The 16,616-nt window shown below is 59.5% G+C and carries 12 protein-coding genes; 1 reads left to right on the forward strand and 11 read right to left on the reverse strand.

The annotated features are described in order from the left end of the window. Nucleotides 1-67: 67 nt before the first annotated feature. From BANAN_RS06365 to BANAN_RS06375, 3 genes are all read right to left on the reverse strand, one after another. Entirely contained in the window at nucleotides 68-1,939 is a 1,872-nt protein-coding gene (locus BANAN_RS06365; RefSeq protein WP_014698085.1) for an isopeptide-forming domain-containing protein, read from the reverse strand. 278 nt (nucleotides 1,940-2,217) lie between these two features. Continuing rightward, complete coding sequence (locus BANAN_RS07980; protein WP_014698086.1) at nucleotides 2,218-3,186, reverse strand: class C sortase; 969 nt, start codon at nucleotides 3,184-3,186, stop codon at nucleotides 2,218-2,220. A 181-nt stretch (nucleotides 3,187-3,367) separates the two neighbouring features. Continuing rightward, nucleotides 3,368-5,203, reverse strand: coding sequence for an isopeptide-forming domain-containing fimbrial protein (locus BANAN_RS06375; protein WP_014698087.1), 1,836 nt, complete (start codon nucleotides 5,201-5,203; stop codon nucleotides 3,368-3,370). 513 nt (nucleotides 5,204-5,716) lie between these two features. On the opposite strand from BANAN_RS06375, the gene BANAN_RS06380 reads away from it, so the two are divergent. After that, a complete protein-coding gene (locus tag BANAN_RS06380; RefSeq protein ID WP_014698088.1) occupies nucleotides 5,717-7,177 on the forward strand; it encodes an MFS transporter in 1,461 nt (486 codons plus the stop codon). A 113-nt stretch (nucleotides 7,178-7,290) separates the two neighbouring features. Here the strand turns inward: BANAN_RS06380 and BANAN_RS06385 are convergent, their stop codons facing one another. From BANAN_RS06385 to BANAN_RS06420, 8 genes are all read right to left on the reverse strand, one after another. Next, nucleotides 7,291-7,986, reverse strand: a complete 696-nt coding sequence (locus BANAN_RS06385) for a PspA/IM30 family protein (protein ID WP_014698089.1) — start codon at nucleotides 7,984-7,986, stop codon at nucleotides 7,291-7,293. Between the two features lie 2 nt (nucleotides 7,987-7,988). Then, the gene (locus BANAN_RS06390) at nucleotides 7,989-9,047 is read right to left on the reverse strand and encodes a hypothetical protein (protein ID WP_237705789.1); all 1,059 of its coding nucleotides are present in this window, start codon (nucleotides 9,045-9,047) and stop codon (nucleotides 7,989-7,991) included. Between the two features lie 417 nt (nucleotides 9,048-9,464). Continuing rightward, nucleotides 9,465-12,785 carry a mupirocin-resistant isoleucine--tRNA ligase gene (gene ileS, locus BANAN_RS06395; protein WP_014698091.1) on the reverse strand — a complete coding sequence of 1,107 codons (3,321 nt, stop codon included), beginning with the start codon at nucleotides 12,783-12,785 and terminating at the stop codon, nucleotides 9,465-9,467. Between the two features lie 356 nt (nucleotides 12,786-13,141). Further along, complete coding sequence (locus tag BANAN_RS06400) at nucleotides 13,142-13,432, reverse strand: hypothetical protein (protein WP_014698092.1); 291 nt, start codon at nucleotides 13,430-13,432, stop codon at nucleotides 13,142-13,144. A gap of 179 nt (nucleotides 13,433-13,611) precedes the next feature. After that, complete coding sequence (locus BANAN_RS06405; protein WP_014698093.1) at nucleotides 13,612-13,872, reverse strand: hypothetical protein; 261 nt, start codon at nucleotides 13,870-13,872, stop codon at nucleotides 13,612-13,614. Nucleotides 13,873-13,968: 96 nt separating this feature from the next. Continuing rightward, nucleotides 13,969-14,805, reverse strand: a complete 837-nt coding sequence (locus BANAN_RS06410; protein WP_014698094.1) for a tyrosine-protein phosphatase — start codon at nucleotides 14,803-14,805, stop codon at nucleotides 13,969-13,971. 81 nt (nucleotides 14,806-14,886) lie between these two features. After that, nucleotides 14,887-16,008 (reverse strand): glycoside hydrolase family 5 protein, encoded by a 1,122-nt coding sequence (locus BANAN_RS06415; protein WP_014698095.1) that lies wholly within the window; start codon nucleotides 16,006-16,008, stop codon nucleotides 14,887-14,889. Nucleotides 16,009-16,374: 366 nt separating this feature from the next. After that, a complete protein-coding gene (locus BANAN_RS06420) occupies nucleotides 16,375-16,587 on the reverse strand; it encodes a hypothetical protein (RefSeq protein ID WP_014698096.1) in 213 nt (70 codons plus the stop codon). Nucleotides 16,588-16,616: the final 29 nt, after the last annotated feature.

Genomic DNA, 16,616 nt, shown 5'->3' on the forward strand with positions numbered 1-16,616 from the left:
ACTCACCCTACTGCAACCTTGTTTGACTGTTCAGATATACCCTGCGGGCAGATTGTCGGGATATCGATCACGCAATCTGTGTACGGTCGGTGTTGTTCCTGCGGCGCATACGCGCGACGATCAGCAGGATCGCGCCGACGATCGCCACGATGAGCATCGCGATGAGCACCTGGACGATATGGCCGCCGGTCTGAGCGAAATCGGACGGGTTCTTCGTGTTCTTGACGTGGATCATCTCGGATTCCAGTTGGGTGTTCATGTAGCGGTTGTTCACCGTGGTACGGGACTCCAGATTCACGGTTTGGCCGTCATCTGTTGTCATCTTGCTCGGAGTGGTGTCGAGGAAGTTACCGTAGATGCCATTGTCACGCTTGTAGGTCACGCTGGTGAGCACGTCGTTCGTATAGTTCGGGGTCACCGTGACGTTGAAGGTGATGTCGTGGCGGCCATCGAGCACATACCCAGTAGGGGCGACCTTCTCCGTGATTGTGTAGGTCGTGCTGTTGTTGGTGTTGGCGCCAAGGCTAGCGATGTAGCCGTCACCGACGGTGAATGTGCTCAAAGTTCCATTCGGGTCCACCTGATAGTAGGGCTTGCCGTTGAGCGTGCTCTCTGTGAATTTCACTGTGGTGGTGCCCGAGGTGACGGAGAACTGCGCGCCGGTGAGTGCAGCGGAGGTGGCACCAGCGTTGTAGGCGATCTTCTTCACTGGAATCACCGTATTGAACAGGCCGAGGCTGGCCTCTTCGGCGGTGCCGGTGCTATTTGCATCGCCCTGGTCGTTCGAGAACGTGGCCTGCGCCGCCACGAAGGTGGGGGTCGTCGTCACGTTCTGCACGGTGCCATTGACGGTGATGCGCACGGTGACGCCACTCAGCGTCGAGGTTTTCATCGCGGCACTGGAGAACTGCACGGTGAGCGAACCGGTGGCCGCACCTGCGGGGCTCACCAGCGAATAGTTGGAATCGGGCAGCGTGGACCAGGTGGGGAATCCGGCAGGCTGCACCTCGACGGTGTACTTGCTGTCGAGCTTCACGTTGCCGCTTGGTGTGATGGTGACCGAATACGTGGGCGACGACCAATTGTCGTAGGCCGCATAATTCGGAATGTTCGCCGTAACCTGGAAGGTACGCTGCGACTGGTTGGTTACCAACGTTTCCTTCTGTGCACTTGTATCGGCAATGGTGTTCACGACCTGTTCGGCCTTCAACTTGATGGAGCCGAGCGTGTACGTGGCGTTGCTGCCCTTGAATTGCATATAGGTTTGACCATTGACGGTCACCGGAGTGCCGGTGATCATGGCGCGGGCTGGAATCTGATTGTTGAGGCCCTTGGTGGTGTCGACGATCAGATACAGCCTCTGGCCGGACTGGGAGGCGTCGACGACAGCGGAATCATTGTTGACCGTGACCGGAGCAGTGGTTGCCGTCACGCCGGGGGCGGTGAGCGACTTCTGGGCGGCTTCGGCGAATATGCGCATCGCATTGCTGTTCACACCGGTGTTGCCGTAGATGTCGGCGCCAGTTCCGTAGAAGTAATTGGCCACGAAGGTCATGGGGCTCATCGCGGCAGCGTCGCCCTTGAATGTCACGGTGCCATTGCTCACCGTGGCCACATCGGTCATGGGGAACTGATCGAGTGCCTTGGCTATCCAGCCATCCACCATCGCATTGGTCAGAGGCGTGTCAAGCTTGTAATCCATAGAGGTCACATTGCCGTCGCTCACCTGAACGTTGGTGTAATCCGCCAACTTGTAGGCGGTGAACGAACGCCCGTCAAACATATTGACGTTCAGATCGCTCGTCCCCGGGCGATTGCCCTGCGGTGCGCTGATCGTAATCTGAGTATCTGCCGCATCCGTATAGGCAGGCGCGGTCAAACCAATACCCACCGCGGCGGCAGTGGCGACGCAGACGAGTGCCGCCGTCGCCTTCTTCAATCAATTCCGTTTCATTTTCCCATCGCTTTCCGCTTGTATGTGCCATGCATCCGATCCGTATGCATGACTCCTCATATCTATATCTCCAGTACTACCGCGTCTGATATGCACGCACAGCACAATTGCCTATCGGCTAAGCGGGGCCGGCGAAATGTGCGCATGCACATTGCACATCGGGTAGACGCTCTCCCCATGGATTCACCGAGAAATCGGCCTCCGATACAAAAATCTGTATTATAGAGATTCGGTAAGTCAATGGCTACAGTTCTCGCTGTGAGCTAATTTCGTTGCACTGCGCGCCGTTTCCGCAACCAAGTGACAAGTATGGCGAGCGCGATCAGTAGCACGAACAATGCGATGCCAATGCACACGGCGATCAATCTGGTGTCTTTCTGCGTGGACCCCGGCGGAATGCTCTGCGGTATGTTCTCACGTACGCCGGTGACGAGCAGCCGCTCGGTGTTCACGCCGATCGGCGTGCAGGTGACCAACGTGACGGTTGCCTCACCATCGCCATACTGCTTGCGCAGATCCTGCAGCGTACGCTCCATCTGCTCGGGTTTGATGGTGCGAATGTCTTCGACGCGGTAACCGTGTTCGCCGCCGAGCACGTCGATGTAGAACACGGCTCCCTTGTGCAGTTCACCGAGACGCGTGAACAGCATGCCTTGCACGCCGCCGGAATGCGCGGCCAGTGCGGAATAGGTGTGCGGGTCGCCGATTGGCAATGCGGTGCCGTAGATATGCCCGGCGCCGTCGTCGAGTGACGAATCGAGCGTCGTATGGTAGATCGGTATGTTCACCGAGATCTGCGGAATGCTCAGACGTGCCATTGCACCCTTGTCGTCGAGTGACAACGTGGTCATGTACGCAGTGTCAAGCGTTTCGCGGGCCGGGCCGGTCTCACTGGCGGCGTCGGCGGGAATGCGTCCGCCGAACTGCACATCGAGCCGGCCGTTGTATTCACGTGCACGATTGTAGATTGCCTTGCGGTCGCCTGCAGGCCAGGTTGAGGGGGCGGACGCGACGACATCGGCCACGGTGCGCGCAATCATGTCGTTGTGAATGAGTGCCCCGACCACCCACGACAGCAGGAGCGCGGCGGCGATATAGCAAATCCAGCCAATGATGGCGAACGATGCGGCAACACCGTCTTTGCGCGCGATGTCCTGACGAATCCGCGGCGCGAACCGGCGACGCGAACCGGCGGCCTCGCCGTGTCGGCCGGTGCGATGCCTACGTGGCATTGTCTCCTCCTGTCGCCTCATATATGCCTTTCATACCGTAGTGACCATACCGTAGCCCATCGGTCGTCTGTTCGCTCCGAGCCATGCTGCACTATTCGAATATGGCAGGCGGCCGACTCACCTCTGAGCGAGTCGGCCGCCTGCCAATTGCGACTGGCACTTCAGCCAGTCAGTGAAGACATCAGACCTTCATGCGGTTCCGGCGCACATGTGCCGCGATCAGGAATGCGCCGCCGATCACGGCGAGCACGGCGACAATGACGAGCACGCGGGTGATTTCGCCGCCGGTCTTCGCGAAGTCGCTTGGATTCGTCGTGTTCTCGACGCGAATCAAACCACTGGTGAACTTCGTGACGGTGACGGTCTTGCCGTCGACGGTCTGATCCAGTGATGTAGTTGTGATTGGCGTGGAGTTACGCACGGCCGCATCGGATTCGTCGATAAAGTTCGCGAACGTCGTGGAATTGATGTCGAAGCTCACCGAGGTGAGTTTTCCATCCGTGAATGTAGGGGTCACGTTCAACGTGAACGACACGGGGTTCTGCCCGAGCACGTAGCCGGCAGGCGCCTTCGTCTCGGTGAACGTGTAGGTCACCGCCTTCCCGGAATCGGCGGCCAAACCGGCGATATTGATGCCGCTGTCGCTCGAGACGGTCAGTTCGGTCACAGTGCCGTTCGTGTCAACGCTATAGGTCTGGGAGTTGGCATCATAGTCGAACTTCACCGGATTGTCATTACTGGTCACCGCGAATACGGCACCCTGCAGCGGCTGTTCCGTCCCGAACTTGACCTTCTGCAACGGAGACGACGCCACATACAACTCCGTTGGCGTCTCGGTGGTGGCCTCGCCATGGCTGGAAATGCTCGACGGATCGTTCGAGAAGTCGACGGTGGCGGTGTTCGTGATGGCATTCGTTATCACGCTGTTCACCGTTGCCGTGTAGGTTACGGTAATCGTCTTGCCGCTCAGCGCGAGCGGATTCTTCAGCGTGACGGTGAAGCCGTTCGCGGGCGTGCCAGTTGTCAGCGTGTAGTTGTCACTTGCCAAAGGGTCGGCCCCAGCCTTGACCGTGATCGTGAGGGTATCCACGGTCAAGGCGGCGGACGGGGCATCGGAGATGGAGAACGTCTGATTCGTCCAGTTGGCATAATCGCTGTACATGGGCACATGGGTCGTGATCGTGAATTCGCGTTGCGAGCCGACCGTGACCAGTTGATCCGTCGGTGTGGTCTTCGTGACAATGACCTTCTCGGCCTTGAGGAACAACGAGCCGATGGTGAAATCGCCATTTGTGGCACTATGCACGTCGGTGTACGTGGTGCCGCCCGAGGTGTAGGTGGTGCCGGTGACCATGGCACGCGCCAGCGTCTGCGATGTCGAAGCGGGGCTGTCTTGGACGATCAGATACAGGCCTTCGGGAAGGTTCGTGAACTGGACCTTATCATCTGCACCCGTTGCCGGCACACCGTTGCTCAGCAGCTTCGACTTCGCGGCGGCCTGCGCAAACAGGCGCATCTCGGTATTGCTGGCATTTTGATTACCATAGCGGTCGGCGGCCGTACCGTAGAAATACTTGGCCACGAACTGCAATGGAGTCAGGTTCTCGGCCGCACCCGTGAACTCGACGGTCTTGGTCGTGGTGTTGTAGGTCAATACTTTGTCGTAATCCGAATCGACGGTGCCATTGGTCACCGCCGCGGCGGTGATCCAATTGCGCACCTCGGCATCTGAGATGCCGTTGGCCGGCGTCAGATTGAAACCGGTGATCTGGCCGTTTGCGGTCTGCACATTGGAATACGCGCCAAGCTCATAGGCGGTGAATGTCTGCCCATTCACTGTCGGTGCGAGCATGTTATCGCCATCGACACTGCTCGGCGCGGTGATCGTGATCGAACCGCCGCCAGCGGCTGGCGTGGCATCGTCAGCCAACGCCGAAGAGGTGACGAGGCCTCCGGCGCCAATCATCGCCACGGCGCCCAACATCGCCGCGACTGTTGCCATCACACGAGTCTTCATGACTCTCCCTGTCCTTCCTGGCATAAGCCTGTATCGAAGACCCCACGGAATGCCGTGCGTAATTCGCTTCAGAACCTTCGTCGTGCATCGTCGTCATGGTGGGCCTTCACGCTGTCACCTGCCATGGTAGAGAGTTCAGAAATCGTCTGTACGGTACACCGCACATCAAATAATCCATACAACTTCAACCGAAATGTTTTCGGCGACACGCTTTTCTGCCTGAAGAATGTTTTTGGGCACACATTGCCGCATGTAGGTGAGTTTTGTCTCATTTACCAGCGATTTCTCCGTGCGTCAAATGCACAGACACTACGCTAGAAGCACAATTCACGGTTGTGGGGCCAAGCTTCTGAAGATTCCTTTTCCCTGTGACACCGGCATGCCACCGCCTTCATCCATGCCTATACGATTCCGTGGAACAACGGGTCGCCCATGCGCACCATTCCTATAATCGGCATTGATCTAGGTACGTCCAACCCTGTAATGGAAGGTGTCCGAACCGGAAGGAGAGGCATGGCAGCGATTGCGAATACCACAATGATCACCGCGAAAAACGGCCAACAGCACAGTTGGAAGTCAATCAAACTGCTCATCGCCACGCTCATTGCGAGCACGTTGGGCGACGGCTTCTGCGGGGTGATGATGGTGGTGGCCCTGCCGAACATCTCCGACACCTACCACATCAGCATCACCACGGCGAACTGGGTGACGGTGGGCTATTCCATCGTCTGCGCCACCGCGGTGATGACGGCGGCGGCCGTGCTTGCACGCATGGGTCTGAAACGCATGTTCTTCTGGAGCCGCATCTTGCTCATTGCGAGTTCGCTCATCGGCCTGCTCTCGCTGAACTTCCCGATGATGCTCGGCAGCAGGCTCATCCAGGCGATCGGTTCGGGACTCATGTACCCCACCATCAACACGGTGATCATTCGCATTGTGCCCCCGAAGATCTCCGGCCGCATCGTCTCGCTCAACAGTGCGATCATCGGGCTCGGCATCGCGGTGGCCCCATTGCTCAGCGGCATGTTCCTCACCTATGTGAGCCTCACCTCGATGTACATAGTGCCGTTGGCGATTGGCATCATCTCGCTCATCATGGGCGCCAAGTTCGTGTTCGACGTCGAAAGCCGCAAGAGGCAGCCGATCGACGTGCTGTCGGTTGTGCTCGCATTCGTGGGGCTTGCCTTGGTGATGCTGGGGTTCTCCGAGCTCACCCATCGCCCCGGATTCGCAATCCCCATGCTCGTCGGCGGCATAGCCGTGCTCGTTTGGTTCGGTGTGCGGCAATTCCATTTGGCGGTGCCACTGCTCGATCTCAAGCCGATGCGGCACCTATTCGTCTCCGTAGGCGTGCTGCTCTACATGGCCGGCTCGATGGGACAGCAGGCCGTGTTGCTGCTGCTGCCGTTGTATATGGAACGTGCGTGCGACCGCACACCGTTCATCTCCGGCTGCTTCCTGCTCATCATGACGCTGTTCTACTCGGGCAGCATTCTGTTCGCCGGTAAGCGCGTTGACGCGCAAGGCATGTGGCCCATTGTGTCCATTGGCTTCGCCTTCATTGTGGTCGGCCTCTTCGCCACCTTCGTCGCCGCTCCCACCCGCATCGTGTGGCTGGTCGTGCTCATCGGCTGCCTGGTGGTCATTGGCGACGCGTTCATCAATGTTCCCGACAAAGATGTGGTGTTCGAGGCGTTGCCCGACAATCTGATGCCCGATACGAGCGCGATCTTCTCCACTGGCGCGCAGATTGCCAGCTCGCTCGGCTCGGCCCTGTTCGTGGGCGTGCTTTCAGTCGACGTGCTGCGCCAGACGGCACACGGCATGAACCGCCATCTCGCCTACGCCAACGGCTTCCAGCATTCGATCCTCATCGCCGCGGCGTTCGAGGTGGTCATGCTCATCATCTCGCTGTGGTACTCCCGCGAGATGGTCAGGCACGGCCGTGCAAAGATTGCAGTGCCGCAGAGCTGATCCGATTCAATCTCGGGCGGCATCTCACTTGTGCCATCTATACGAGTGGAGGGGTGCATTCCAAATGCACCCCTCCACTCGTATTTCAGGCATGGTTCGGACCATAGCCAGGTTCACTGCTCGGCCTGCTGCTGCTCCTCCACGCCGACTTCGGCCTTGAGGCGTGCCAACTCGTCTTCCACCGAGGCGGAGCCACCGGACAGGTACTTGTTGGCGATGTCTTCGTTCGTGGCCTGCGTATTGAGTTCCGCGGTCGCGTTCGCCTCGTTGAGCATGCGGTCCGCCTTCTCCTCCATACGGTCGAAGGCGGCGGTGCTCCGCGATGTGCGCGAGGTCTTCTCGGTGGCCGCATTCACATGCTGCTGCGCATTGGCCACGGAGACCTTGGCGTGGATGGCGGCACGGCGTGCCTGCAGACCATTGATGTCGCTGACGAGCTTGTCGTGCATCTGACGCATCTTCGCCGCGTTGTCTTCAGCGACCTTCGCGGCCTCCTCCAGCGAGGTGAGCGTGCTTTCATACTGCTGCTTCGTCGACAGCAGCTTACGCGCGTCGTCGTCGTTGCCGGCCTTCACCGCGGACTTGGCGGCGGCCTCGTACTTGGCGATGTTCGCCTTGCACTCATCCACCTGCTGGCGGGCGCTCGTCGCCGCGGCCATCACGCTTGCCGTCTCCTTCTTCACTGCGGCGAGATCCTCGTTGAGGTCGAGCAGCATCTGATCCACCATCTTCCCCGGATCCTCGGCCTTGTCGAGCAACGCGTTGATGTTGGCGCGCATGATGTCGCCGAATCGTTTGAGAATAGCCATGGCTATTGTCCTTTCTGTTCCTGATCTGTGTGATCGTATTTGTTCAAAATCGGGTCTTCCGCGGTTTCCAGCGGTGTGGTGACCATGCGTTCCACATAGCGTTCATGCTCGCGCTTGCGTTTGATGAGCAGCCACACGACAATCGCGGCGACCACGCATACGGCAATGACCATCACTGCCACCGTCACCCATTTGCGCACGTCGTTGCGTGTGGTGGTTTTCGTCATGATGCGGCCCGCCGTCGCGTCGAACGTGGCCACTATGGCATCGTCGGTACTGCGGTCGCTGTACCAGTACTCGTCGAGATACGTCCAGAAGATCTCAGTGGCCTGCGCGTCCATGATGCTCGAGACGTGCTTGCCGTTCACCAACGTCATGTAACCAACGTCGTTGTCGGTGTCACGTTCGGCGAAATAGACGAACAGCAGCGTGTCCTCATTGTCGATATGCTGGTCGTACCACTGTTTCGCCCATTCCTGCTTCGCTTCGTCGCTGGTGAGTTTCGGATTGTATTTGGCAAAGAGAATATAGGGTTGAATGCCCGTTTTGTCGTAGAACACCTTCAGGCGTTGTTCGGCGGTGCCCACATTGGAGAACCATCCAAGCTCGTCATCGATGCAATTGGAGTCGTAGGCACGTCCGGAATCGAGTTTCGTGCGGTTGTAGGTGCTTTCGGGCACTGTGACGTTGTAGTCGTTGCGGTTTGGTTCGGAATTCGAACAGCTGGGCATCATCAGAATGACCATGAACACCACGAATGCCGCCAGAATGCCGAGGATGGGCATCAACCCCGTCGATTTGCGGGGCCCCTTGCTTGGCATGCCCGGTCCTGAAGACTGCGGAGCATTGCCGAACGGTGGCATGGACCCCGATGACCCGGTCATCGGCGAGCCTCCTCCCGGCACGGTGATGGGTTGATTGCCACCCATGCTCGGGCCGGATGGACCGAACGGCCCTTGCGCGGGCTGATTGCCGTATTGGTTCCAGGGATCTCCATACTGGCGTCCATACCTGCGTTGTTCGGCTCGTTGCCGGCTCCTGCGCTCGCTTGCCTTGCCCATGCCATACCAGAACAGATCTCCCAGATCGATGCCAGGCAGAGAAGGCCCCGATCCTGTGAAAAAGTCGTCATTGGGGAATCCACCGCCCAGACTTCCACGCGAGTCCCCCTGTGCCCTACGACCGGAACCGGGTGCCTGTGGCCGATGGCCGCTCGACATTCGTGAACTGTCATGACCGCTTGACGAGCGGCCTGAACCGCCGCTTCCAGCACGAGGCATATTTCCCTCCCCGGTAGGTCCTCCGCATCGTCGTTGTGCGGGTGTGGTTCCCAACTGTAGCAGCTCATGATGCAGTTCACCCCAGATTGTCTACAAGCAAACGCATCGGTTTCCGCGTCGACATTGGAACTGGGCAGGTATGCGTGAGGGGGCACGGGTTCGCCCGTGCCCCCTCACGCATACCTGCCCAGCAATCCGTCAGACCTTGGCGACCTCTACATGCAACGCATCGCCGGCGTTGACCTGCATCGACGTGGCCAGGGTCTCCGTGGAGATCAGGTCTTTGAACTGCTCCACCTTCGCCACATCGTCCGCCGGAACGGTCAGCGTAAGCGCAATACGGTCGGCGATGTCGAGGCCGGCCGCCTTGCGAGCGTCCTGCACGGCACGGACCACATCGCGCGCGTAGCCTTCGGCAACCAGATCGTCGTCGAGCTCGAGGTCGAGAATCACGAAGCCGCCGGTCGGCAGAATGCATGACGCGGAATTACGGCGTTCCTCGGCATCCACTTCCTCCACGCGACGCGTAATGTCGTATTCGTCGCCCTGCAGCGTAATCTCGCCGTTCGGCGTCTCAATCACCGGGGCACCGGTTACCGGGTCGGCATGCCAGTTCCCGCTCTTTGACGCCTTGATGGCGAACTGCACCTGCTTGCCCAAGCGTGGGCCGGCAGCGCGTGCATTCACCTTGAGCTCGTCGATGATCTTCAGACCATGCTCGGCGGCCGCGTCGAGCGTCGAGTAGTCGATCGCCTTGATGTTGAGTTCGCTCTTAAGCAGCGCGTCGTAGACGTCGACCTGCGAGGGCTCGTCCACGACCACGGTGAGCTTGGCAAGCGGCTGGCGCACGCGCATCTTGTGGGCCTTACGCAGCGAAAGCGTGGACGAAACGATCTCACGCACCTTGTCCATCGCCTCGACCAGCGCACCATCTGCAACGAGTACCTTGCCGAGCTCGGTGTCGGCGCCGGTCTGCGAGTCCACCAAGTACGGCCAGTCGCCCAGATGCACCGAATCCTCGCCGGTGAGACCACGCCACACGGCCTCCGCCTCCATCGGGGCGAGCGGTGCGAGCATGCGCATGAACGCCTCAAGCACCGTGTACAGCGTGTTGAACGCGTTCTCGTCCTCGTTCCAGAAGCGGTCTCGCGTGTTGCGAATGTACCAGTTCGTGAGCATGTCGATGAAGTCCGCAACCTCATCGCAGGCGTCGGAGATCTCGAAGTTGTCCATATGCTCGGTCACGGACGCAATGAGTCTGCGCGTGCGGGCGAGCAGATAGCGGTCCATCTGCGGCAGACCGGGCACCTCGTCGGCGCGCAGCGTGCGCGCGTCATAGCCGGCGCCGTTGTTGGCGGCGTTGGCGTAGAGCGTGAAGAAGTAGTACGAGCTCCACACCGGCAGCATGATCTGGCGCACCGTGTCGCGAATGCCGTCCTCCGTCACGATGAGGTTGCCGCCACGCAGAATCGGCGAGCTCATGAGGAACCAGCGCATCGCGTCGGAACCATACTTATCGAACACACCGTTCACATCCGGGTAGTTGCGCAGATGCTTGCTCATCTTCTGGCCGTCGTCTCCGAGCACAATGCCATGGCAGATCACGTTCTTGAACGCCGGCTTGTCGAACAGCGCGGTCGCCATGACATGCAGCAGGTAGAACCAACCGCGGGTCTGGCCAATGTATTCGACAATGAAGTCGCTCGGAAAGTGGTGCTCGAAGTACTCCTTGTTCTCGAACGGGTAGTGGTACTGCGCGAACGGCATGGAACCGGATTCGAACCAGCAGTCGAGCACATCGGTGATGCGGTGCATCGTGGACTTACCGGTCGGGTCGTCCGGGTTCGGGCGTGTGAGATTGTCAATCCACGGGCGGTGCATGTTGATGTTGCCGTCCTTGTCACGCGGGTAGTCTCCGAAGTCGCGCTTGAGCTCGTCGAGCGAACCGTACACGTCGACACGCGGGTACTTCGGGTCATCACTCACCCACACCGGGATCGGCGAACCCCAGAAGCGGTTGCGCGAGATCGACCAGTCGCGCGCATTGGCGAGCCATTTGCCGAACTGGCCGTCCTTCACGTTCTCCGGGATCCAGTTGATCTGCTGATTGAGTTCGAGCAGGCGCGGCTTGATCTTGGTCACGCTCACGAACCAGCTGGAGACCGGCTTGTAGATGAGCGGGGTGCCGCAACGCCAGCAGTGCGGGTAGGAGTGCACGTAGCTCTTCTCCTGGAACAGCAACGCGCGCTCGGACTCCGGACGCTCGGCGAGCGGACCATCGCCGGCGCGCAGATTGCGCAGGATCGGCAGATTCGCATCGAACACGAACATGCCCTCGTAATCCGGGCACAGGCTCGTGAACCGGCAGGCGGAGTCGAGCACGTCGACACTGCGAATATCGTGCGCGTTGAGCGTGTTCATATCGTCCTCGCCATAGGGTGCCTGATGCACGAGGCCGGTGCCCTCGGTGGTGTCGACATAGTCGGCGGTGAGAATCTGGTAGGCGTTCGGGCCGGGCGTGCCGTCAGCCGACGAGGCCGCCTCGGATGCGAAATACGGGAAGATCGGGTAATAGCGCCAACCGACCATGTCGCGGCCCTTGAGCTCGCGCACCACCTCGTAGTCGTCGCCCAGCTCCTTGTCGTAGGAGCTCAGCAGCGCCTTGGCGAAGTAGAACTTCTTGCCGGCAAACTTGCCGTTGACCGGCTTGACCTCGACGTAGTCGATGTCGTCGCCCACCACGACCGCGAAGTTGGTCGGCAGCGTCCACGGCGTGGTCGTCCAGATCACCGCATAGGCATCGTCCTCGTCACGCAGTTTGAGCGCGACCGACACGGTGGTGTCCTGGCGGTTCTGGTACACGTCGGCATCCATGCGCAGCTCGTGCGCCGACAGCGGGGTCTGGTCCTTCGGGCAGTACGGCAGCACGCGGTAGCCCTTGTAGGCCAGACCCTTGTCGTACAGCGTCTTGAACGCCCACATCACCGACTCCATGTACGGAATGTCGAGCGTCTTGTAGCCATGCTCGAAATCGACCCAGCGCGCCTGGCGATGCACATAGTCACGCCATTCGTTCACGTATTTGAGCACGCTCGCGCGGCAGGCGTCGTTGAACTTGTCGATGCCCATCTGCTCAATCTGATCCACCGAATCGATGCCGAGCTCCTTCTGCGCCTCGAGTTCGGCCGGCAGACCGTGCGTGTCCCAGCCGAACACGCGGTTGACGCGATGCCCCTTCATCGTCTGGTACCGCGGCACCACGTCTTTCGCATACCCCGTGAGCAAGTGGCCATAGTGCGGCAGGCCGTTCGCAAAGGGCGGCCCGTCAAAGAACACGAACTCGTTGTCGCTGTTCTCGCCGCTGGGGTTCTCGTCAATGGATTGCTGGAATGTGTCATTGGCATCCCAATACTGCAGCACGTCTTCCTCGAGCTGCGGGAAATCCGGGTTCGGCGCCACATTCGCGCTGCTCGAGCCCATCGATGCCTTGGGATACACATGCTTTGGTGTTTCGCTCACCGTTGCTCCTCGTTCTTGCAGGACTTGACTTTCCTGCGAGGACGATGGCCAGAAGCCGCAGACGCATAGCGCCCGCGACGCCACCGCGGTACCACCTCGCTTGCCACCTCACACGGCAGAGCCGTGCGCGTGACCGCTTGTATTGTTCGGCTGTGCGGGCCGAACCCGTCGGTTCTACTGGGCCGCATCCGCGGCTGTTCTTCCGAAGACTCCCCGTTGATAGCGGATCATCGCCATTTGCACATGACTATAGCATTGCGCGCGGAATTATTCCGCGAATATGACGATATGCGCGGGGCCTGGTGCCTGAACGAATTCGTTCCGGCACCAGGCCCCATTCGGAAATCTGCGTAGACTCAGTGATCTTCGTTGAGCGGATCTTCCCACTCGTTGGCGTTGATCAGTTCCTCTTCCTTGTCCACCACCATCTTCTCACGGTCGGCATGCGCCTTCTTGTCGTGTTCGGACTTCTTGCTTACGCCGAGCTTGTCTTCCGGCACGTCCACGTTCATCTTGCCGGTGATCGGGTCTTTGTACGGATGGTCGGTATCGCGCACAATGCCTTCCATCTCCTTGATCTGCTCTTCGCTCATCGCGCCGAGCCCCTCATGCGTGTTGGTATCCGGCATGCTCTTGTCATCTGCCATGATGTCTCCAATCTCAACGTCATGCGAACACCTGCGCGTCCGCCTACAACCCTCACTATATACCGCGCATGGGGTCATTCCGCCGTTTTCCCCATCTGAATAATGCGGCCCGCATATGGTGATCGGTCGGCCCGCATATGCAGACCGACCGATCACACAGACCAGATGCGCCGAAAAAATCACTCAGGTACTTCGTCCATATTTTCCCAGGTGTTCGCCGAATGGAACAGCAGGTCTTTCTTGGCATCTTCGGTGACCTTCTTGCGGTGCGCTTCGAAACCGTTGTCCGCATTGCCATCCGATTCGCCGGTGACAGGGTCCGCATGCGGGTGATCCGTCTCGCTCACGATCTCGGCCATCTGCTTGATCTCGTCGGCGTCCACCGTCTCGAGACCCTCATGCGTGTTCGTGAGCTCTTCATTTGGGTCTTTGGCGGCCATAATGCCCCCCTCTTCGTTGAAGCGTGGTCCTTGCCTGCTTTCCCCACTCTAACCGCACACACGCCGTATGATTGTCCGGTTGCGCCGAGCGGCGTGCTATTTCGCGGGTTCGGTGTAGGTGTCACGCAATTTCGCGAAGTCGGCGTCCGACAATCCCACGCGCTCGCGCAGGAAGCCGTCGAGTCCGCCATATTCGTCGGCCGCATGCATGAACGCGCGAATATACGCGGGCGCCGCGATCAGGAACTGGTTGATGTCGCCGTCCACACGCTCGCCAAGCACCGATTCCACCTTCTTCGCCAATGTCGACGTGATATGCGGCATGAACAGATTCGTCTCCAGATAATCCTCGACAATGAGCTCGTCGGAAACGTCGAGCGCGGCGAGAATGAGTGCGGCGAGCCCACCGGTGCGGTCCTTGCCCTGCGTGCAGTGCCACAGGTAGGCACCCGGCTCGTCGAGCAGTCTGACGAAGCATTCGCGCCAGCAATGCACGGCGGTGTCCGACTTGAGCATCTGCGGGTACAGGCTCTCGATGAACGTGCCGGGATTCGCCACAATGCCTTTGACCTGGCTACCGAACTCCCCCATCTCCTGAAACATGGGGAACCAGTCGTACTGCCAGTCTGGCAGCAGACGGTCCTCTTCCAAACGGCATTCCTGCTTGGTGCGCAGATCGATCACATTGCGCAGGCCGAGCGTGTCGAGCTCATGCAACGCGGCATCGGAGGCCTTGTGCAGATTCGCCGACCGAAACAGCATATGCGTGCGGATCACGCGTCCGTTCCGCGTGGGAATGCCGCCCATGTCGCGCAGATTGTCAATGCCCTTGAGATGGAGCGGCTGCGAGACGATCTTCCAATCGCCGTCCTGACGTTCGTTCTCCCGTTCGATTCGGTTCAGTTGCTTGATGATATGCGGTTCGTCGGTCATACGCCCCATCGTACGCGAATGAAACCGGCCCACACGTTCGCCAACGGATTCAGCGAACGCGCAGTATGTCTAGCGGCTTGCCTAGCGATTCGCCTCGGTTGCATGCTGCTTGAGGTAGCCACGGTACCATTTCGCTTCGGCCGACAGATCGGAGGTCTGCGGATTCCTGGTCTCACCGGTGACGAACAGCGCAGATCCCTCGTTCTTGTTCGACAGATTCCAGATCACATACGAGATGTCATGCTCGTCCATCGCGTTCAGCCACGCCTGCGCGCTGGCTGTGTCGATCGCCCCGTCGCCGCTCGCCTGCGTGAGGCCGAATTCGGAGACGAACACCGGGAAACCGTTCTCCACGGCGGAGACCATTGCATTCCGCAGTTCCTCATGATGCTCGGCCGCATAGAAATGCATCGTGTACATGAGATTGCCGGCACCCGTGATCGGGTCCGCCTCGGCCTCCCCAATGTTCTGACACCAGTTCGGCGTGCCCACGAGAATCAGTGCGTTCTTGTCGTTGGCTCGGATCACCGGAATGATCTGCTCCGCGTACTGCTTCACCTGCGCCCACGTGGTGCCGTTGGGTTCATTGCAGATCTCGTAGATCACATTCGGCTTGCCGGCATAGTCGTGCGACATCTCGTCGAAGAACCGCTTCGCTGCATCGACGCTGGCGAGCGGATTGTTGTCGGACAGGGTGTGCCAGTCCACAATCACGTAGAGGTCCTGCTTGATCGCGGCATCCACACCTTGGTGCACGAGCTTGCGCAGCTCCTCCTTGTTGCCGTTGGTGGTATAGCCGCCCTCCTCGCCGGTGTACATGGCGAGGCGCACCGTGTTGATTCCCCACTCCCGTTTGAGATTGCCGAACAGTTCGGCGTTCACATACTGCGGGAACCATGCGATGCCATGGGTGGAGACGCCGCGCAGCTGCCGGGGATGATTCTGCTCGTCGAGCAGCTTCGCACCCTTGACGTGCAGCGGCACCACGGTGGCCGAGTTCGTGGGCTGTTCGCTCGGCTCCGCGCTCTGCTTGCCACTATTTGCAGACTTCTCCTCGCTTGCTGCGGGTTGATTGGTCGCCGTCGACGGCGTCTCCGGCTCGCTTCCGCATGCTCCCGTCATACCCACCGCCATGCCGATTGCAAGCGCCATCGCAATGCGTGCGACACGTGCCGCCAAACCCGCTTGTCCCGTATGCCTCATGTGTTCCTCGTTTCCCTACTCTCCAGTCCGCATGCGTCTCTGCCCGCATGTCTGAGCGCTGCCCCACCCCTAGCATCGCGATATGTCGGCGCATTGTCGCCAACTTTGGTCGTTTGCCTTCACATCGCACACCTCAACGACCATATTTGAGCGAACTTTGGTCGCTTACTGTCACCGCGCACACCCCAACGACCATACTTGCGCAGATTATGGTCATTCACCTCACGCATACGCAACTCAACGACCAAAAGCACGCGGCCTTATACGGACTTATACGGATAGGTGCAGATGCGCGCATATCACGCGCATATAAAAGGCAGGCGGCCGCGTATGCGACCGCCTGCCCTGCATTATGTTCAGACCGAATCAGTGGGTTTGGTGCGTTTCCTCGGCCTTGGCGATTTCGTTCTTGTCGCCCTTCTCGGCGCGACCGCTCTCCCAGCCTTCCTTGGCGTCCTTGAGCTTGTTGGCGAGGTCGGTTGCCGACTTCTTGATGCCCTCGAAATCGTCCTGATGCTCTTCGATGCGCTCCTTGAGCTCCTCGAAGTTCTTCTTCATGTCACCGGTCAGTTCTGGCATAGCTACCTCCTAAGTCTTGTGTACTGGTA

The sequence above is a fragment of the Bifidobacterium animalis subsp. animalis ATCC 25527 genome (assembly GCF_000260715.1).
In the GTDB taxonomy this organism is placed as follows: domain Bacteria; phylum Actinomycetota; class Actinomycetes; order Actinomycetales; family Bifidobacteriaceae; genus Bifidobacterium; species Bifidobacterium animalis.